General features: G+C 71.8%; 17 protein-coding genes. 1 reads left to right on the top strand and 16 read right to left on the bottom strand.

The window, feature by feature from the left end:
* The first annotated feature begins 31 nt into the window (after nt 1-31).
* Nucleotides 32-481, top strand: coding sequence for an ATP-binding protein (locus OG251_RS31045; protein WP_266812983.1), 450 nt, complete (start codon nt 32-34; stop codon nt 479-481).
* On the opposite strand, the gene OG251_RS31040 is transcribed toward OG251_RS31045, so the two are convergent.
* From OG251_RS31040 to OG251_RS30965, 16 genes are all read right to left on the bottom strand, one after another.
* Nucleotides 432-1,889: an amino acid permease gene (locus OG251_RS31040; protein WP_326680197.1), complete on the bottom strand. Its 1,458-nt coding sequence runs from the start codon at nt 1,887-1,889 to the stop codon at nt 432-434. The two genes, OG251_RS31045 and OG251_RS31040, sit on opposite strands and share 50 nt — an antisense overlap.
* 191 nt (nt 1,890-2,080) lie before the next feature.
* Nucleotides 2,081-3,088: an ornithine carbamoyltransferase gene (gene argF / locus OG251_RS31035; protein WP_326680196.1), complete on the bottom strand. Its 1,008-nt coding sequence runs from the start codon at nt 3,086-3,088 to the stop codon at nt 2,081-2,083.
* Nucleotides 3,089-3,161: 73 nt separating this feature from the next.
* Nucleotides 3,162-4,394, bottom strand: a complete 1,233-nt coding sequence (locus OG251_RS31030; protein ID WP_326680195.1) for an arginine deiminase — start codon at nt 4,392-4,394, stop codon at nt 3,162-3,164.
* A gap of 102 nt (nt 4,395-4,496) precedes the next feature.
* The gene (locus OG251_RS31025) at nt 4,497-7,040 is read right to left on the bottom strand and encodes a polynucleotide kinase-phosphatase (RefSeq protein WP_326680194.1); all 2,544 of its coding nucleotides are present in this window, start codon (nt 7,038-7,040) and stop codon (nt 4,497-4,499) included.
* Nucleotides 7,037-8,599 (bottom strand): 3' terminal RNA ribose 2'-O-methyltransferase Hen1, encoded by a 1,563-nt coding sequence (locus OG251_RS31020; RefSeq protein ID WP_326680193.1) that lies wholly within the window; start codon nt 8,597-8,599, stop codon nt 7,037-7,039. Before OG251_RS31020 ends, OG251_RS31025 begins: the two co-directional genes overlap by 4 nt.
* Before the next feature lie 106 nt (nt 8,600-8,705).
* Nucleotides 8,706-9,653 carry a homocysteine S-methyltransferase gene (mmuM, locus tag OG251_RS31015; protein WP_326680192.1) on the bottom strand — a complete coding sequence of 316 codons (948 nt, stop codon included), beginning with the start codon at nt 9,651-9,653 and terminating at the stop codon, nt 8,706-8,708.
* 148 nt (nt 9,654-9,801) lie between these two features.
* On the bottom strand, nt 9,802-10,725 hold the full coding sequence (locus OG251_RS31010; protein ID WP_326680191.1) for an LLM class F420-dependent oxidoreductase: 924 nt from the start codon (nt 10,723-10,725) through the stop codon (nt 9,802-9,804).
* 219 nt (nt 10,726-10,944) lie between these two features.
* Nucleotides 10,945-11,472 (bottom strand): DUF6099 family protein, encoded by a 528-nt coding sequence (locus OG251_RS31005; protein ID WP_326680190.1) that lies wholly within the window; start codon nt 11,470-11,472, stop codon nt 10,945-10,947.
* A 124-nt stretch (nt 11,473-11,596) separates the two neighbouring features.
* A complete protein-coding gene (locus OG251_RS31000) occupies nt 11,597-11,956 on the bottom strand; it encodes a nucleotide pyrophosphohydrolase (RefSeq protein ID WP_326680189.1) in 360 nt (119 codons plus the stop codon).
* A complete protein-coding gene (locus OG251_RS30995; protein ID WP_326680188.1) occupies nt 11,953-13,212 on the bottom strand; it encodes an ATP-binding protein in 1,260 nt (419 codons plus the stop codon). Before OG251_RS30995 ends, OG251_RS31000 begins: the two co-directional genes overlap by 4 nt.
* Before the next feature lie 54 nt (nt 13,213-13,266).
* A complete protein-coding gene (locus tag OG251_RS30990) occupies nt 13,267-13,671 on the bottom strand; it encodes a cell division protein SepF (protein ID WP_073720890.1) in 405 nt (134 codons plus the stop codon).
* Between the two features lie 75 nt (nt 13,672-13,746).
* On the bottom strand, nt 13,747-15,000 hold the full coding sequence (locus OG251_RS30985; RefSeq protein ID WP_326680187.1) for a cytochrome P450: 1,254 nt from the start codon (nt 14,998-15,000) through the stop codon (nt 13,747-13,749).
* Nucleotides 14,997-15,665, bottom strand: coding sequence for a GTP-binding protein (locus OG251_RS30980; protein ID WP_326680186.1), 669 nt, complete (start codon nt 15,663-15,665; stop codon nt 14,997-14,999). Before OG251_RS30980 ends, OG251_RS30985 begins: the two co-directional genes overlap by 4 nt.
* Nucleotides 15,643-15,996: a DUF742 domain-containing protein gene (locus OG251_RS30975; protein ID WP_326680185.1), complete on the bottom strand. Its 354-nt coding sequence runs from the start codon at nt 15,994-15,996 to the stop codon at nt 15,643-15,645. The genes OG251_RS30980 and OG251_RS30975 overlap by 23 nt, the downstream gene beginning before the upstream one ends.
* Nucleotides 15,993-16,418, bottom strand: a complete 426-nt coding sequence (locus OG251_RS30970) for a roadblock/LC7 domain-containing protein (protein ID WP_266813010.1) — start codon at nt 16,416-16,418, stop codon at nt 15,993-15,995. Before OG251_RS30970 ends, OG251_RS30975 begins: the two co-directional genes overlap by 4 nt.
* The gene (locus OG251_RS30965) at nt 16,415-17,935 is read right to left on the bottom strand and encodes an ATP-binding protein (RefSeq protein ID WP_326680184.1); all 1,521 of its coding nucleotides are present in this window, start codon (nt 17,933-17,935) and stop codon (nt 16,415-16,417) included. Before OG251_RS30965 ends, OG251_RS30970 begins: the two co-directional genes overlap by 4 nt.
* Between the last annotated feature and the right edge of the window lie 44 nt (nt 17,936-17,979).

The raw sequence follows: 17,979 nt of genomic DNA, 5'->3' as shown, positions 1-17,979 counted from the left end.
GGAAGTCCCGCTCCCGAAACGGAAACCTGCCGTGCCGCCCGACGTCCCAGTCCCCGCCTCCTGGCGCATCACCCTGCCGCACTCCACGGCCGCCGTACCGATCGCCCGCGCCCTCATCCGCACCGCGCTGTCGGACATCGACGCCCCGGCCGACAGCGACACCGCCGAACTCCTCACCGCCGAGCTGGTCGCCAACGCCGTCGAGCACACCCGCGGCCACGACCCCATCGAGCTGGTGGTGGAGCTCCTGCCGAGCGGCTGCCAGGTCGAGGTCCACGACCGCGATCCGGCCCCGCCGGGCGACCTGTCCCGTCCGCGGCCCGGCTCCGAGCCCGACCCGTGGCAGGAACACGGCCGCGGCCTGCTCCTGATCCGCACCCTCAGCTCCGCCTGCGGTCACCGCACCACGGAGCACGGCAAGGCGGTCTGGTTCACCCTCCCGGGGCTGCCGGCCCAGCCGGGCCCGTCGCCCCTGAGCTGACCGTCGCCCCAGAGCCCGCCAGCCGCGAACGGCTGCGCCCGTAACACGTGTACAGCAGCGAACCGGCCGCCAGGAAGACCGCGAACTGCAGCCAGGTCGTCCAGCCCGTCCCGTACATCAGATACAGGCAGAAGGCGACGCCCAGCACAGGGCTCACGGGGTGCAGCGGCACCCGGAAGCTGCGCTTCAGCTCCGGCTCGCGCCGTCGGAGCACCATGACCGCGACATTCACCGCGACCATGGTGGCCAGCGTGCCGATGGTCGTCAGGTTCACGACGACGTCCAGCGACGAGAAGGCCGCCGGGACCGCGAAGACGGTGGCCACGATCCACGTGTTGGCGACGGGGGTACGGGTCCGGGGCGAGACGCGCTCGAAGACGCGCGGGATCAGCCCGTCGCGGGACATGGACATCAGGACGCGGGTCTGCCCGTACATCACCGCGAGCACCACGGACGCGATCGCGACGACCGCGCCGAAGGCGATGATCCCGCCGCCCACGGTGGAATCGGTGACCTGATTGACGATCAGCGAGAGCGCGGCCGGTTTGTCGGAGACCGCGTCGGCGCCCAGCGCGCCGATGGCCGAGACCGCCACCGCGCAGTAGAGCAGGGTGACGACACCGATGCAGATCATGATGGCGATCGGGATGTTCCGGCGGGGGTTCCTGACCTCCTCGCCCGCGGTGGTGATGGCGTCGAAGCCGATGTACGAGAAGAACGCCAGCGACGCTCCGGCGGTGATCCCGCCCACCCCCTCGCCCGCGAACGGGGTGAGGTTGCCGTCCTCGAACGCGCTGAAGGCGATCGCGCAGAAGGCGGCCAGGATGCCGATCTTGAGGACCGCCATCGCCGCCGTCGCGGTGGCGCTCTCCCGGACACCCCGTACCAGCAGGGTGGCGGCCATCATGATCACCACGATCGCGGGCAGATTGACCACACCGCCGTCGCCGGGTCCCGAGGACAGCACGGCGGGCAGTTCCCACCCGATGAGGCTGTTGAGCAGTTCGTTGACGTACTGGCTCCAGCCGACCGCGACGGCGGAGACCGAGACGCCGTACTCCAGCAACAGGCACCAGCCGACCAGGAACGCGGTGCGCTCGCCCAGAGCGGCGTAGGCGAAGGAGTAGGAGCTGCCGGAGACCGGGATGGCGCCGCCCAGCTCGGCGAAGGAGAAGGCGGTGAAGATGCAGGTGACGGCGGCGAGGACGAAGGACAGCACGACGGCAGGTCCGGCCTCGGAGACGCTGTCGGAGAGCCCGACGAAGATGCCGGTACCGACGATGGCACCGACCCCGAAACAGACCAGCTGGAACAGGCCCATGGTCCGGCTGAGGCCATGCCCCTCAAGGTCGGCGCCGGACTCGGCTACCAGCTGATCGGGGCTCTTGCGGCGCAGACCGGAACTCATGCGGGGGTCTCTTCTCTGGTGGTGCAGGTGACACGTGTGGGGGGGGAGCCCGCACGCGGAGCCGTGGGGACTCCGGGGCGGCACATGGCAAGGGGGTCCGAGCGCGCGAGCTCGGACCCCACCAAGAGGCGACATCGTAGCCACCCCCGCACATATTCACCCAATCGCGCGCATGGCCATGCGGCGCGCGTCTACCGGCCGCCCGCGAGCGTGGCCACCAGGACGGCCTTGATCGTGTGCATCCGGTTCTCCGCCTCGTCGAACACGACCGAGTGCGCGGACTCGAAGACCTCGTCGCTGACCTCCAGCTCGCTCAGCCCGTGGGCGTCGTGGATCTCCCGGCCGACCTTGGTGCCGAGGTCGTGGAAGGCCGGGAGGCAGTGCAGGAACTTCACCTCGGCGTTCCCGGTGGACCGCAGGACGTCCATGGTCACGGCGTACGGCCAGAGGGCCGCGATGCGCTCCGCCCAGACCTCCTTGGGCTCCCCCATGGAGACCCAGACGTCGGTGGCGATGAAGTCGCACCCGCGGACGCCCTCGGTGATGTCCTCGGTGAGGGTGACCGCAGCGCCGCTCTCCACGGCCAGCTCGCGCGCGCGGGCGACGACGTCCTCGCTCGGCCAGTAGGCCTCGGGGGCCACGATCCGTACGTCCATGCCGAGCAGCGCACCGGTGATCAGGTAGGAGTTGCCCATGTTGAAGCGGGCGTCACCGAGGTAGGCGAAGGTGATCCGGTCCAGCGGCTTCTCGCTGTGCTCGGTCATGGTGAGCACATCGGCGAGCATCTGCGTGGGGTGCCAGTCGTCGGTGAGCCCGTTGAAGACGGGGACGCCGCCATGGGCGGCCAGGTCCTCCACGGTCTGCTGGCTGTCGCCCCGGTACTCGATGCCGTCGAACATCCGGCCGAGGACGCGGGCGGTGTCCTTCGTCGACTCCTTGTGCCCCATCTGCGAGCCGGAGGGATCGAGGTAGGTGGTGGACGCACCCTGATCGGCGGCGGCGACCTCGAAGGCGCAGCGGGTGCGGGTGGAGGTCTTCTCGAAGATCAACGCGATGTTCTTGCCCCGCAGCCGCTGGACCTCGTCGCCCGCCTTCTTGGCCGCCTTGAGCTCGGCGGCCAGGGAGATCAGGCCGCGGAACTCCTCGGCCGTGAAGTCCAGCTCCTTGAGGAAGTGGCGGCCTGCGAGGTCTATGGCCATGATGACTGCTCCTGGGTCGGGCGGGGATCGCGTCGTACGGTAATCCTGGAAGTCTATACGACGCATTGCATTGCTATACAGGATCCCGTTCCACGGGACAGCTCATGCAGCGCGGCCCGCCCCTCCCCCGGCCCAGTTCACTGCCGCGGATCTCGATGACCTCGATGCCCTGCTTGCGCAGATGGGTGTTGGTGGTGGCGTTGCGTTCGTACGCGACGACGACGCCCGGCTCGACGGCCAGCACATTGCAGCCGTCGTCCCACTGCTCGCGCTCGGCCGCGTGGACGTCCTGGGTGGCGGTGAGTACCCGGATCGAGTCGAGGCCCAGCGCGGCGGCGATGGCCCGGTGCATGTGCTCGGGCGGATGATCGGTGACCTTCAGCTCACGGGGACCGGCGCCGGGCTCGATCGTGTACGAGCGGAGCATCCCGAGCCCCGCGTACTGGGTGAACGTGTCGCCGTCGATCATCGTCATCACCGTGTCCAGGTGCATGAACGCCCGGCGCTTGGGCATGTCGAGCGCCACGATCGTCCGCGCGGACCCGGCGTCGAAGAGTCCCCGGGCCAGCATCTCCACGGCCTGCGGTGTCGTGCGCTCGCTCATCCCGATCAGTACGGCGCCGCGGCCGATGACCAGCACGTCACCGCCCTCGATCGTGGAGGGGTAGTCGTCCTGCCCCTCCGACCAGTGGTGGAAGGCGCCCGCCTCGGGGCCGGTGAAGAGCGGGTGGTGGCGGTAGATCGCCTCGAAGTGGACGGTCTCGCGCTGCCGGGCCGGCCAGCGCATCGCGTTGATGGACACCCCGTCGTAGATCCAGGCCGAGGTGTCACGGGTGAAGAGATGGTTGGGCAGCGGGCCGAGCAGGAAGTCGTCCAGATCCATGACGTGGAAGCGGACGGAGGTCGGCTCGCTGTGCCGCGCCAGGAACTCCCGCTTGGTCATCCCGCCGACCAGCGCCTCGGCCAGCTCGGCGGAGGACAGGTCCTCGAAGGCGGCCCGCAGATGCTCGGTGGCGAGCGGGCCGTACTCCTTCTCGTCGAAGACCCGGTCGAGGACGAGCCGCCGGGCCGCCGGGATGTCCAGGGACTCCTGGAGCAGATCGCCGAACAGGTGCACCGCCACACCGCGCTCGCGCAGCACATCGGCGAACCCGTCGTGCTCCTGCCGTGCGCGGCGCACCCACAGCACATCGTCGAAGAGCAGTGCCTTCTTGTTGCTGGGGGTGAGCCGCTTCAGCTCCAGATCGGGGCGGTGCAGTATGACCCGGCGCAGCCGCCCGGCCTCGGAGTCGACGTGGAATCCCATGCCTCCATCCTCACCGCGCGGGGCGCCGTTCACCCGGCGAATCGCCAACGCTTTCCTGAAGCCGGGCCGACGACCTGCTCAGGGGCGGTTCCGGAGGCCGGTCTAGAGGCGGGGGTCCACCGGTTCCGACTCCAGGGCGAGCACCGCGAAGACCGCCTCGTGCACCCGCCACAGCGGCTCGCCGCCGGCCAGCCGGTCCAGGGCCTCCAGGCCCAGGGCGTACTCCCGCAGCGCCAGCGACCGCTTGTGGCCGAGGAACCGGGAGCGCAGCCGCTCCAGATTCTCCGGTCGGGTGTACTCGGGGCCGTAGATGATCCGGAGGTACTCCCGGCCCCGCACCTTGATGCCGGGCTGGACGAGACGGTTCTTCCCGTCCCGGACGAGCGCGCCGAGCGGCTTGACGACCATGCCCTCGCCGCCGCGCCCGGTCATCTCCAGCCACCAGTCGATGCCGGAGCGGACCGAGGCGTCGTCACCGGTGTCGACGACGAGCCGGCGGGTGACCTGGAGCAGCCCGGTCGGGTCGTGCTCGACCAGCCGGTCCAGCCAGGCCAGCTGCTCGTCGTGCGGTACGGAGGCGAGCGAGCGGCCCCGCACGGCCAGGATCTGGAACGGCGCGAGGCGCACCCCTTCCAGTCCCTCGGTGCCCCAGCAGTAGCGCCGGTACGCCCGGGTGAACGCCGCCGCGTCCTCGGCGCGTCCGCGCTGCCGCCCGGCGAGGCCCGCGACGTCGATGCCGCGTCCTGCCGCGGCGTCCAGGGCGGCCAGCGCGTCGGGGAGAACAGCACCGGACGCGGCGCCGACGGCGGCGTACTGCGAGCGCAGCAGTCCGGCGGCCTTGAACGACCACGGCATCAGCTCGGCGTCGAGCAGCACCCAGTCTGTCTCCCACTCCGCCCAGAGCCCGGCGGCGGTCACGGCATCGCGCAGCCGGCCGAGAACCGTCTCGGTGAGCGCCTCGTCGTCCAGGAACGGCCGTCCGGTACGGGTGTGCAGCGCACCGGTCGGGCCGTCGACGCCGAACCGTTCCCGTGCCGCTTCGGCGTCGCGGCAGACCAGGGCGACGGCCCGGGAGCCCATGTGCTTCTCCTCGCACACGACCTTGGCGACGCCGTCCGCCCGGTACTGGGCGAACGCCTCGGCCGGGTGCTCCAGATAGCCCTCCTCGTGGGAGGTGGCGGTCGGCGCCATGGTCGGCGGGAGGTAGCCGAGCAGGCGCGGGTCGACGGCGAACCGGCTCATGACCTCCAGCGCCGCCGCCGCGTTCTCCTCGCGCACGGAGACGCGGCCCATCTGCCCGGTCTCCACGGTCCGCCGGCCCTGCACATCGGCGAGGTCCAGTGGGCGGCCCTCCCGGCCACCGGGCGCCTCCGTGGTGAGCGGCTTGACCGGCTCGTACCAGACCTTCTCGGCCGGTACGTCGACCAGTTCGCGCTCCGGCCAGCGCAGCGCGGTCATCCGTCCGCCGAAGACGGCACCGGTGTCCAGGCAGATGGTGTTGTTGATCCAGGAGGTGCTGGGCACGGGGGTGTGGCCGTAGACCACGGTGGCCCGGCCCCGGTAGTCCTCCGCCCACGGGTAGCGCACGGGCAGGCCGAACTCATCGGTCTCGCCGGTGGTCTCCCCGTACAGGGCGTGCGAGCGCACCCGCCCGGAGGTGCGCCCGTGGTACTTCTCGGGCAGCCCTGCGTGGCAGACGACGAGCCTGCCCCCGTCCAGGACGTAGTGGCTGACGAGCCCGTCGATGAACTCCCTGACCTGTTCCCGGAATTCCGGGTGCTCGGCGTCCTCGCGGTCCAGCTGCTCGATGGTCTCGGCGAGACCGTGGGTGTGCTGGACGGCCCGGCCCTTGAGATAACGGCCGAGCTTGTTCTCGTGGTTGCCCGGTACGCACAGGGCCTGGCCGGCGGACACCATCGACATGACGCGGCGCAGCACGCCGGGGCTGTCGGGTCCGCGGTCGACGAGGTCACCGACGAAGACCGCCGTACGTCCTTCGGGGTGCGCACCGTCGACGTAACCGAGCTTGCCGAGCAGGGTGTCCAGCTCGGAGCGGCAGCCGTGGATGTCACCGATGATGTCGAAGGGGCCGGTGAGGTGGCGCAGGTCGTTGTAGCGGCGCTCCAGCACCACTTCGGCGTGCTCGGCCTCCTCCTCGCTGCGCAGGATGTGGACCTTGCGGAAGCCCTCGCGCTCCAGGCCGCGCAGCGAACGCCGCAGCTCGCGCCGGTGGCGCTGGATGACATGCCGGGGCATGTCGGCGCGGTCGGGCCGGGCGGCGTTGCGCGCGACGCAGACCTCTTCGGGGAGGTCGAGCACGATGGCGATGGGCAGGACGTCGTGCTCCCTGGCCAGCCGCACGAGCTGCTTGCGGCTCTCCGGCTGGACGCTGGTGGCGTCGACGACGGTCAGCCTCCCCGCCGCGAGGCGCTTGCCCGCGATGAAGTGCAGCACCTCGAAGGCGTCGCGGCTGGCACTCTGGTCGTTCTCGTCGTCGGCGACGAGGCCGCGGCAGAAGTCCGAGGAGATGATCTCGGTGGGCTTGAAGTGCTTGCGGGCGAACGTGGACTTGCCGGAGCCGCTGGGGCCGATGAGGACGACGAGCGAGAGGTCGGTCACCGGCAGGGTGCGAGAGGTGCTGGTCATGCGGCTTCCGCCTCCTTCGTGTTGTCGTTGCTGATGTGCTCGGTCGTGTCGTTGTCGTTCTCGCTGTGCCCGTTCTCGCTGCCGTCGGCCGCGTTGCCGTCGGCCGTGTTGCCGTCGGCCGCGGTCGTCGTGAAGACGGCCATCTGCGTGGGCGGACCGACCTCGGGGTCGTCGGGCCCGACGGCCTCGAACGCGACCGTGTAGCCGTGGCGCCGGGCGACCTTCTCGGCCCAGTCCCGGAACTCGGCCCTGGTCCACTCGAAACGGTGGTCGCCATGACGTACGTGGCCGGCCGGCAGGGTGTCCCAGCGGACGTTGTACTCGACGTTCGGCGTGGTCACCAGGACGGTCCGGGGGCGGGCCGAACCGAACACCGCGTACTCCAGCGCGGGCAGCCGCGGCAGGTCCAGGTGCTCGATGACCTCACTGAGCACCGCCGCGTCAAAGCCCCGCAGCCGCTTGTCGGTGTAGGTCAGCGAGCCCTGCCGGAGGGTGACCCGGTCGGACTGCCGCTCCCCCATCCTGTCCAGCTTCAGCCGTCGCGAGGCGATGGTGAGGGCGCGCATCGACACATCGACGCCGACGATCTCCGTGAAGCGGGTGTCCTTGAGGAGCGCCTGCACCAACTGGCCCTGACCGCAGCCCAGGTCGAGCACCCGGCTCGCCCCCGCCGTGCGCAGCGCCTCAAGGATCGCCGTACGCCGGTGTTCGGCGAGCGGCACCGGCTTCTCCTCGGTGTCCGTGGTCTCGTCCACCGCGTTGTCGACGTTGTCCACGTCGAGGTCGTCCGACTCGGCCAGCCGCACCAGTTCGAGTGCCTGCGCGGCCTGACGGGTCAGGTTCCAGCGTCGGGCCAGATAGCGGCTGGTGATCAGGTGCCGCTCGGGGTGGTCGGCCAGCCAGCCCGCACCGGCCCGCAGCAGCTTGTCCACCTCGTCCGGGGCGACCCAGTAGTGCTTGGCGTCGTCGAGCACCGGCAGCAGGACGTACAGCTGGCGCAGCGCGTCCGAGAGCCGCAGCTCTCCCTCCAGCACGAGCCGCACGTAGCGCGACTCGCCCCACTGGGGGAACTCCTCGTCCAGCGGCACGGCCACGGCGTCCACCGTCGTCCAGCCGAGCGGACGGAAGAGCTTGCCGACCAGCTCCGCACCGCCGCGCGCGGGCAGGGCGGGAACCTCGACACGCAGCGGCAGGGGCGCCTCGGCCCGCGCGGGCATGGCCCGGCAGGCCCCGCTCAGGGCGGACTTGAAGACCGTGGACATGGCCACGGACAGCAGCGAGGACGCCGCGTAGGGACGGTCGTTGACGTACTGCGCGAGCGCCGCGTCGGGCGCGCCGCCCCGGCCCTTGCCCTTGCCGCGCCGCACCAGCGCCACCGGATCCACCTCCAGCAACAGCGCGGCCGTGCAGCGCTCGGCGGACGCCTCGGGGTAGAAGACGTGCGCGGTGCCGTGCGAGGTGGAGAACGACTGCGCCTTGTCGGGATGCTTGTGCAGCAGGAAGCCGAGGTCGGTGGCGGGTCGTTCCGGGGTGCCGGTCGTACTGATTGTCAGGAACACGTGTCCGAGTATGGTCCTCTCCCCCCTGCCCCACCAGGCAATTTCGCCACCCCGGCAGGGCTGTTCAGCACTGCGGCGCGTACGGTCGTTCCTCCGGTATGCGCCCTCACCGCTCCAACAGGCCGGCCAGCTCGGCGATGCGGCCGGGCCCCACCCGGCAGCAGCCACCGACCAGCCGGGCACCGGCCGTGGTCCAGGACCGCACCCGCTCCGGGTCGAAGGTGCTCTCCCCGGTCCAGCCGCGGCCCCCGGCATCCCATCGCTCCCCGCTGTTGGGATACGCGACCACCGGTTTCCCCGTCTCCGCCGCCGCGATCTCCACCGCCCGTTCCACGTCCCCCGGATCACAGCAGTTGACCCCGACCGCCACCACCTGCTCCCGCCCCGCGGCGAGCGCGAACGCCTCCTGGAGCGGCTGTCCGGCCCGGGTCCGGTCACCCTCGACGGTGTACGAGAGCCACACCGGCAGCCCGTACTCCTCGGTCACCCGCAGCAGCGCCTCGGCCTCGTCCAGGTCCGGCACGGTCTCCAGGGCCAGCACATGGGGTCCCGCGGCGGCCAGTGCGGCCACCCGAGGGCGGTGGAAGTCCGCCAGCTCCCGGACGGTGAGACCGTAGCGCCCCCGGTACTCGCTGCCGTCCGCGAGCATGGCCCCGTACGGGCCGACCGAGGCGGCGACCCAGATCTCCCGCCGCGGACTCTCCCGCCCGGCCGCGTCAGCGGCCGCCTCGGCCAGCTCCACACTGCGGGCCAGCAGCTCCTCGGCTCGGGCCCGCCCGATCCCGTACCGCCCGAACCCTTCGAACGTCGCCTGATAGCTCGCGGTGATGAGCACCTGCGCACCCGCCCGCACATACGCCAGGTGTGCGGCCTCGATCTGCTCGGGCGCGTCGGCCAGCAGCCTGGCCGACCACAGCGCGTCGGACAGATCACAGCCCTGCGCCTCCAGCTGGTTGGAGAGACCGCCGTCGAGGAGGACGGTCCCCTCCGCGAGCGCGGCAGCGAGAGTGCGGGCCGACGACGGGTGGCTCTCACCCGGCCGGGTGGACTGCACAGGTACCGCTCCTTCTTCTCCGGGGCGGGAACGACTCGTGACGGACCGGAACGACTCGGGACGGGCAGGTCAGGACGGGCAGGTCGGGACGGGACGGGCGGGATCGGGGCGGGCGGGATCGGGACGGGGCCGGGGCAGCCGGTTCGGTTCAGCCCAGCTGGGACTGGACCTGCGAGGAGATCAGTTCCAGGTGGTCCAGGTCGTCCAGGTCCAGGACCTGGAGGTAGATGCGGGAGGCGCCGATCGCACCGTACCGACCGATCTTGTCGACCACTTCGGCGGGCGAGCCCGCCAGCCCGTTCGCCTTCAGCTCCTCCACGTCCCGTCCGATGGCCGACGCGCGTCGCGCCACCTCCGCGTCGTCCTTGCCGGTGCAGACCACCAGCGCGTTGGAGTACACCAGGTCGTCCGGTCGGCGGCCCGCCGCCCTGGCCGCCTCCCCGACCCGCGCGAACTGCCTCTCGCTGTCCTCCAGCGAGGCGAAGGGGATGTTGAACTCGTCGGCGTACTGCGCGGCCAGCCGCGGGGTGCGGGTCGCGCCGTGCCCGCCGATCAGGACCGGCACCTTGGCCTGGGCCGGCTTGGGCAGTGCGGGCGAGTCGGTGAGCTGGTAGTACGTGCCGTCGTAGCTGAAGGTCCTGCCGGTCTCCGTCGCCCACAGGCCGGTGACGATCGCCAGCTGCTCCTCCAGCCGGCCGAACTTCTCCTTCGGGAAGGGAATGCCGTACGCCTTGTGCTCCTCCTCGAACCAGCCTGCTCCCAGGCCAAGTTCGACCCGGCCGCCGGACATCTGGTCGACCTGGGCCACCTGGATGGCCAGCACCCCCGGCAGCCGGAACGTGCCCGCGGTCATCAGCGTGCCCAGCCGGATCCGCTTGGTCTCCCGCGCCAGACCGGCCAGGGTGATCCAGGCGTCGGTCGGACCGGGCAGCCCGTCTCCGGAGCCCATGCGGAGATAGTGGTCCGAGCGGTAGAAGGCGTCGAAGCCGAGGTCCTCGGCGGCCTTGGCGACGGTGAGCAGCGTGTCGTAGCTCGCCCCTTGCTGGGGCTCGGTGAAGATTCGAAGATCCATGCATCCATCCTGCCCCGTCGGACGCCGGTCCTCCTCTCACGGCCCGGTGCACCACCGTCCCGGCGCACCACCGGCCCGGCCCCGGCTCACGACCGGCGTACTCCACCCGGCCGGAAGCCCGCTCACAGAGCCGGCCCTCCTCAGGACCCACTGCGCCCAGGACCCGCCCCGCTCAGGGCCGCCCCTCCGCACGGGCACCCTTCTCGGGGTCCGTCCCGCTCAGGGGCCCACCGCCGATGTCGCCGGACCGTGGAGCACTCCGTACGGGCTGTCCCGCTTCCCTTCCCGCTCCCGTTCCTTCTCGCGCTCCCTCGCCGCCATCCGTCTCAGCATTCCGTGCACCCGGTCCATCGACTCGTCCGTGGCGTCTATGGCCTCGATGCACTGCCAGTACAGCCCGTCCTCCCCGGTGTCACAGGCCACCCCGACCAACGCGATCCCGGCCTCGCCGAGCAGCAGCGCCAGTCCCGCCAGGGCCTGTCGCACATCGGTGACTTCGGAGAGCTGCGAGGCCCGGGTGCCTCCGGCGAGCACCATCGGATGGTCGAGCGCCGAGAACCCCTGCCCGCCGATCTCGCTGAGGCCCCGCGCGTCGCCCCGTAACTCCATCGGACCGCCCTGCGCCAGCCTGCCGCCGACCGTCCGCGCCAACGCCTGGGCCTGCCAGGCCTCCGCCATGATGTCCAGCGCGCCCCGGCTCTCCGCCAGAGCACGCCGACCGATCTCAATGAGCCGCTCCGCTTCCATGCCATTCCCCCGTCCGTACGAAAACCCGCTCACCTCATCCATTACCCACAGTGAGGTGTACGGCACCGTAAGGCCAGGGGAATTCGGAAATCTGTGGACACAAAGTCGACTGTTGATAAAACGATCACTCCGAAGAGTGACATTTTGAGGGTTCTGCGGTGTCCCGAACCGGGAAGCGTTTCTCATTCCGGTCCATCTTGGCCGCCAGCGCCGCCAGCGCATCGATGCCCAGCACCTCGCAGAACTGGAGCAGATAGGCGAGAACATCCGCGACCTCGTCCGCCACCCGATGCGCCGAGTCCGGCTCCTCCATCACCCGCGCCGACTGCTCGGGCGTCAGCCACTGGAAGATCTCCAGCAGTTCGGACGCCTCGACGCTCAGCGCGGCCGCCAGGTTCTTCGGGGTGTGGTACTGGCCCCAGTCCCGTGCCGCCGCGAAAGCGGCCAGTCGCCGCTGGAGTTCTGCCACATCGAGTTCCGTCACGGTCCCAGGTCTACCACTGTCACTCCGGCCGCTCCGCGGGCCCCTGCCGCCGCGATGTCCGTGACGGTCCCCAGCAACCGGATGTGCCCGTTCCCACAGATCGACGAGGCCAGAGCCAGCAGCTCCCGCAACTGCCGCCCGCCCAGACTCCGGTCCAGTCCGTCGGCCAGCACCGTGACCGCCCGCATCGCCGACGGCACCTCCGCCGGGGCGTCCGCCTCCAGCACCCGGGAGCCGTTCAGCAGGACCAGGGCATGGGCCAGATACCTGAGTTCACCGTCGCCGAGCCGGCCCATGGGCGTGCGGTGCCCCGCGTCGCGCCCCACCCAGGCCCCTACCGTTCCGTCCCCCCGCTCCTCCGCGTACAGGCCCGTCACCGGACCGGCGCACCCGGCGTCGGCGGCGGCGACCAGCCGGGCGTGCCGGTACCCGCCCAGAGCGCGCGTCCGGGCCAGGACCTCGGCGAGATTGCCGCAGTCCGGCCACAGGCGCCCCGGACCCACGGCTACCGGCGCCCGCATCAGCCGCGGCTGCGGATCGCAGACGAAGGCCGACCGCAGGGCCACCACCACCTGCTCGGCGGCGGCCAGCACCTGCAACTGCCCCTCCGTGGCGCCCGCGACCCGCAGCGGCAGCAGCGCCGTCGCGAGCCGGTCGTCCGGCAGCGGAGCGCGGGTCACCGCAACCAGGCCCGCCGTGTGCCAGGCGGCCTGGACCACCGGGCGACGCGGATCGCGCAGCGCGGTGGCCAGCAGGGTCTCGCCGCCCCCGGTCAGCCGTTCCCCGACGATGCGGAGCGTGGGCTCGGCCTGGACCGCCACCTCCAGCCGGACCGGACCGGCCGGGCCGTCCACGGTGCAGCCGAGCCGGAAGCCGCGCCGCCCCTGGGCGTCGGGGCCCGCCCGCTCGGGCACACAGGCGACCGGATCGGGGAAGACCTCGTCCAGCGGGTCACCGGCCGCGAGCCGCGCCAGCGCCTCGTACGCCCGCAGCGCGGTCGTCCTGCCGGTGCCCGCTCCCCCGGTGACCAGCGTCACCGGCCCCATCGGAAGGACCGCGCGGCGGTGCGAGGCGAAGGCGGCGAGCCGTAACTCGGTGACCGCCGGGCGGACGGGGCGCAGGGGGCCGGCGGTGCGGGCCGTGCCCGCGGGTGCCGGGCGGGCCGTGCCCGCGGTTCTCGGGCGGACCGGGCGGGCCGGGCCTGCGGGGGCCCGGCGCGAAGGGTCCGGGCCGGGCAGCGGGCTGATGGCTGTCATGGGCGGACCGTACGCACGGCTCCACCGGCCGAACCGTTTTGCCCCGTGACCTTCCTACGATTGAGGGAGACCTGCGGGCGTGACCCCTTCGACCTCCATACCGACGGGCGCCAGCAGGAAGACGTTCCGGTCGACGCGGTGCATACCGCTGCCGAGTCCGAAGACGACGCCGCTGCTGAAGTCCAGAATCCGTTTGGCCACATCGGATTCGGCCGCCGTCAGGTCGAGCAGCACCGGAACCTGTGCGACCAGATACTCGGCGACTTCGCGTGCGTCCGCGAAGACCTGCACCCGCAGCACGACGAGCCGTCGCTGTTCGGCGGCGCGCTCGTCCGGGGCCGTGCGGTGGTCGACCCTGGAAGGCCACTCGTTGCGGCCCCGCAGCGGTACGACCTGGGCGAGCCCCTCCCACTGTTCGTCGGTGGCGTCGTACCTGTCGTACCTGTCGTACCTGCTCACAGGGCCACCCCGTCCGTGCGCCGGTTGGGTTTGCGCCGGCCGCGCTCATTGTTCATCCGGCAATCCTCTCGTCCCTCACCCGTTCGGCGTACCACCGACACGGCGAAGACCGGGATCGAGCGGAGTGAAACGGACCGGCAGATGGACCAGGGCGCGGTGGAACGGTCCGGGCCGCCACATCAGCTCGGCGGCCTCGGTGGCCAGTTCCAGGTCGCAGAGCTGGCTGGTCAGCTGCTCGATCGCGGTCATCGCGATCAGGAGGGCGGGCTGCTTCGCCGGACACCGGTGCGGCCCCGTCGACCAGGCCAGATGCGCGCTGGACCCGGAACGCACCCCGGGGTCCGAACGGGTGGGCGGGGACTGGGTGTTGGCGGCGGCGAAGGAGACCAGAAGCAGCTGCCCGGCGCGCAGGGCGACGCCGTGGAACTCGGTGTCGCGACGGGGGTAGTGGGCGCCCAGATTGGCCAGCGGGGGGTCCTGCCAGAGGATCTCGTCGATCGCCTCCTGGGCCGTCATCGCGCCACCGTGCAGCGAACCGGAGTAGCGCGCGTCGGTGAGCATGTGGAGCAGCGCGTTGCCGATCAGATTGGTCGTGGGGTCGTGCCCCGCACTCATGAGGAGTGTGATCTGACGCACTGTCTCGTCGTTGTCGAGACCCGCCGGGTGGGCGAGGAGGTACGAGGTGAGGTCGCGGCCGGGGCGGGCGCGCCGGGCCGCGACGAGGTCGGTGACGACACCGACGAGATCGGCGTACGCGGCGGCGGCGTCCGCGGCGGAGTTCATCATGCCGCCGACGCCGTCGACGATCCGCTCGCCCTCCCCCGGTGGGACGCCGAACCAGGTGGTGAACACGTGCAGGGGCAGCCGCCTGGCGTACTGGGCGACCAGGTCGCCGCTGCCCGTCGCGGAGAACTCGCCGATGAGCTGCTGCGCGACCCGGGTGACCTCGGCCCGCAGGATGTGGGGTTCGATCAGGGCCACGCTGTCGTTGATGGCGTCGCGGTAGCGGGTGTGCACGGCTCCGTCGCTGAAGAGCGCGGTGGGCCGGTGGCCGAGCACGGGCAGGACCGGTGAGTCCGCGGGGACGGTCTCCTGCCAGGCGCGGGGGTCCTTGGTGAAGGTGTCGGTGTCGCGCACCAGGTCGACGGCGGCCTGGTAGTCCGTGACGAGCATCGCGTCGATGCCGGGGGCGATGACGACCCGGGCGAGGGGGCCCTGTGCGCGGAGCCTGCGGTAGTGGCCGTGCGGGTCGGCGGCGAAGTCGGGGCCGTACAGCGCGAGCGGCTGGAGGGGCGAGCGGCGCGGGGCGCCCGGCGGGGAGAGGGTCATGACGGGTCCCGGAGCAGGGGAAGGGACGGGGAGGGAGGCGTGGGTGTCTGCCGAGGCGTGGGCGACGTCTCGGGCAGACGGGTCAGGGCGTGTTCGGCCAGGGCGATCAGCGCGTCGATCGAGCCGCGCCGTTCACGGGCGTCGCACTGCACCAGCGGTGTCTCGGGAGCGAGGTCGAGGTGTTTGCGCAGGACCTCGTCGGTGTGGGTGGGGGCGTCGGGGAAGCGGTTGACCGCGACGGCGTACGCCAGCCCGTGCTCCTCCACCATGTCCATCACCGCGAAGGAGTCTTCGAGCCGACGGGTGTCGACCAGGACGAGGGCGCCGAGAGCACCGCGTGCGATGTCCGCCCAGAGCGGGAAGAAGCGCTCCTGTCCGGGGGTGCCGAACATGTAGAGCACCAGGTCGTCGGGGACGGTCAGCCGGCCGAAGTCGACGGCGACCGTCGTGGTGGTCTTGTCCGGGAGACCCGCGGTGTCGTCGAGCGCGGTGCTGGACTGCGTCATCGTCTCCTCGGTGTGCAGCGTCGGAATCTCCGACAGCGTGCGGATCAGGGTCGTCTTGCCCACGCCGAAGGGACCCGTGACCACGAGTTTCATCAGGGTCTGGGCGGCACTCGGCAGATAGCCGATGCCGGTCCGGTCAGTGGAGGGAGCGGAGTCCAACGAGCAGCCTCTCGACGAGCGACCGGTCGATCTCCCCGGCGCTGGGGATCGGAGGTCGGGTGTGCAGATGTCCGGCGGCCGCGAGGTCCGCGGCCAGGAAGACCGTGGCGCTGACCGGCAGTTCCAGGTGGGCGGCGCACTCGACGACGGTGAGTGCGCCCGGTTCCAGCAGCTCGCACAGCCTGCGGTGTTCGGATCCGGCGTCCGGGGGCAGCGCCGAGTCGGTACGCACGAGCACGGCGAGCCGGTCGAGCGTGGGGCCGGAGGGCGCGGAACGGCCACCGGTGACCAGATAGGCGGGGATCAGACGGCGTCCTGGGCCGGGGGTCATGGCCGGGCGGCAGCGTCCGGTTGGCGGGTGGGGGCGTTCATCGCCCGGGTCAGCGCGGTGACTTGCACCTGCATCTGGTACGCGATGTTGCCGAGGTGCGCGTCGGGTGCCGCGAAGAGGGCGAGGGTGGTGTTCCGGCCCGCGGGGACGACGATGGCGAAGCCCAGTTCGGACTCCACGACGGTCTGCGCCAGCCGGGGTTTCTCCGCCTCGGTGAAGGCGGTGGTGAAGGCACGCGCCGCCGCGTGCACGGTGGCCGTCATCGCGGCCACGCGTTCGGCGGATGCCCGGTCGAGACCCTCGGAGGCGCCTTCGACGAGCCCGTCGCCGGTGGCGACCACCGCGTGCTGGACGCCGGGCAGTTCCAGCAGCGGGGTCAGCACCCAGGCGAGGTCACCGGTGGTGGGAGTAGGGGCGCTCACGTCTCGTCGTCTCCTTGGTCATCCGATGGCGATGCGGGTGCTGGTGCTGGTGCGGGTGATACGGGTACCGCGGGTGCGGGTGCTACGAGTGCTGGGGGCGCGGATGCCCGCGTACCGGTTCCGTCCGGCGCGGCGGCTTCGGCCCGGCGGCCGCTGACGGTGCCCTGCTGGAGAGCCGTCCAGGACGCTCCGGCCTGTTCGGGGGTCCGGGGCGCGGGCTCCTCCGCCACCGGGCGGTGCGCGTCCGCGGCGTCGGGGGCGGCCGGGCGACGGACGCGTCGTCGGCGGGTGGGCAGCTCGGTACGGGGCTCGGTGGCGGGCTCGCTGGCGGGCTCGGTACGGGGCTCCGTGGCGGTCGGGGCTGCGGCGGGCCGGGGTTCGGGAACCGCCGGTCCGGGCTCCCCCGGCTCCCCCGGCGCGTCCGGTGCCTCCGGCGCCCGTGTCGGCCGCGGGTGGGCGTGTACCGGCTTCGGTGCGAGCGCCGACAAGGCGCGGCCCTCCTCCATCACGGTGAGCAGATGGGCCGGGATACGGAGCATGGTGCGCATCCCCCCGTACGGCGAGGACTCGATGTGGCAGCTGAAGCCGTACCGCGCGACGAGCCGGCCGGCCACGGCGAACCCGGTCTGCGGCGGGTCCCCCAACTCGGTGAGCAGCACCTCGGACGGCCCGGCCAGCAACGCGCGGGCCCGCTGGAGCGCGTCGTCGTCCATACCGATCCCGGCGTCGTCGACCAGCACCAGGGCGCCGCGCCCCAGGGTCTGCTGGACGGTGACCGGTACCTCGGTGTCCGGGTGCGAGTACGCCGTCGCGTTGGCCAGCAGCTCCGCGAGGACGATCGCGAGGGGTTCGGCGGCGCGGGCGACGACGGCGAGCCGTTCGTCGCGCAGGTGGTTGGCGATCCGGACGCGCTCGTAACCGGCGACCCGGGACTGGGCGCCGAGCACGACCTCCACGAGCGGGGAGTTCTGCCGGGCGAGTCCCGGCCAGGCGTCGCAGAGCACGGCGGTGGCCTGGGTGCGGCGCAGTGCCAGTTCGTTGCGGAAGTCGAGTTGCAGGATGCGCGGGTCGTCGTACTCGTGCTGCATTTCGTGGAGCAGTTGCTGGGACTGGTTGAGCAGTGACTGGATCTTGGCCGAGGTGCCGCGCATCGCGGCTCTCGCGGCGGCGTCGACGCGCTGCCGTTCCTCGACGACCGCCGTACGGGCCGCCTGCACGGCCTCGGTCAGCAGTCGGGCGGCGGCACCGTCGATGCCGGCGGCCTCACGCAGTCCGGGTACGGACGCGGTGGGGTGGGACAGGGCGGTCGCGGCGGCGGGTATCCGCCTCTCGGCGAGCTGGCGTATCTCGTCGGTGAGCGCGAGGGTCCGGGCCTCGGCGGCCTTCGCCTGCCGGTCCGCCAGCTCGGCGCGGGCCGTGGCCGCATAGGCGTCACGGGCCGACTGCTGTCCCCGTATCACCGCCGTCACGGCCCAGGCGACGGCGATCAGCGTCACGATCCATGCCACACCGGTCACCGCGTCTTTCGTGTCGGGTGGGTCCCGCGCACCGGACGGTGGCG

Origin of the sequence: Streptomyces sp. NBC_01237 (genome assembly GCF_035917275.1) — a bacterium.
In the GTDB taxonomy this organism is placed as follows: domain Bacteria; phylum Actinomycetota; class Actinomycetes; order Streptomycetales; family Streptomycetaceae; genus Streptomyces.
The sequence above is the reverse complement of the archived record's forward strand: the minus strand, read 5'-3'. Positions and strand labels throughout refer to the sequence as shown.

Coding starts and splice junctions, on each gene's coding strand:
- OG251_RS31040 (WP_326680197.1), bottom strand. CDS start 1,889: ATGAGTTCCGGTCTGCGCCGCAAGAGCCCCGATCAGCTGGTAGCCGAG.
- OG251_RS31030 (WP_326680195.1), bottom strand. CDS start 4,394: ATGGGATTCCACGTCGACTCCGAGGCCGGGCGGCTGCGCCGGGTCATA.
- OG251_RS31005 (WP_326680190.1), bottom strand. CDS start 11,472: ATGGAAGCGGAGCGGCTCATTGAGATCGGTCGGCGTGCTCTGGCGGAG.
- OG251_RS31025 (WP_326680194.1), bottom strand. CDS start 7,040: ATGACCAGCACCTCTCGCACCCTGCCGGTGACCGACCTCTCGCTCGTC.
- argF (WP_326680196.1), bottom strand. CDS start 3,088: ATGGCCATAGACCTCGCAGGCCGCCACTTCCTCAAGGAGCTGGACTTC.
- OG251_RS30995 (WP_326680188.1), bottom strand. CDS start 13,212: ATGACAGCCATCAGCCCGCTGCCCGGCCCGGACCCTTCGCGCCGGGCC.
- OG251_RS30975 (WP_326680185.1), bottom strand. CDS start 15,996: ATGACCCCCGGCCCAGGACGCCGTCTGATCCCCGCCTATCTGGTCACC.
- OG251_RS31010 (WP_326680191.1), bottom strand. CDS start 10,725: ATGGATCTTCGAATCTTCACCGAGCCCCAGCAAGGGGCGAGCTACGAC.
- OG251_RS30985 (WP_326680187.1), bottom strand. CDS start 15,000: ATGACCCTCTCCCCGCCGGGCGCCCCGCGCCGCTCGCCCCTCCAGCCG.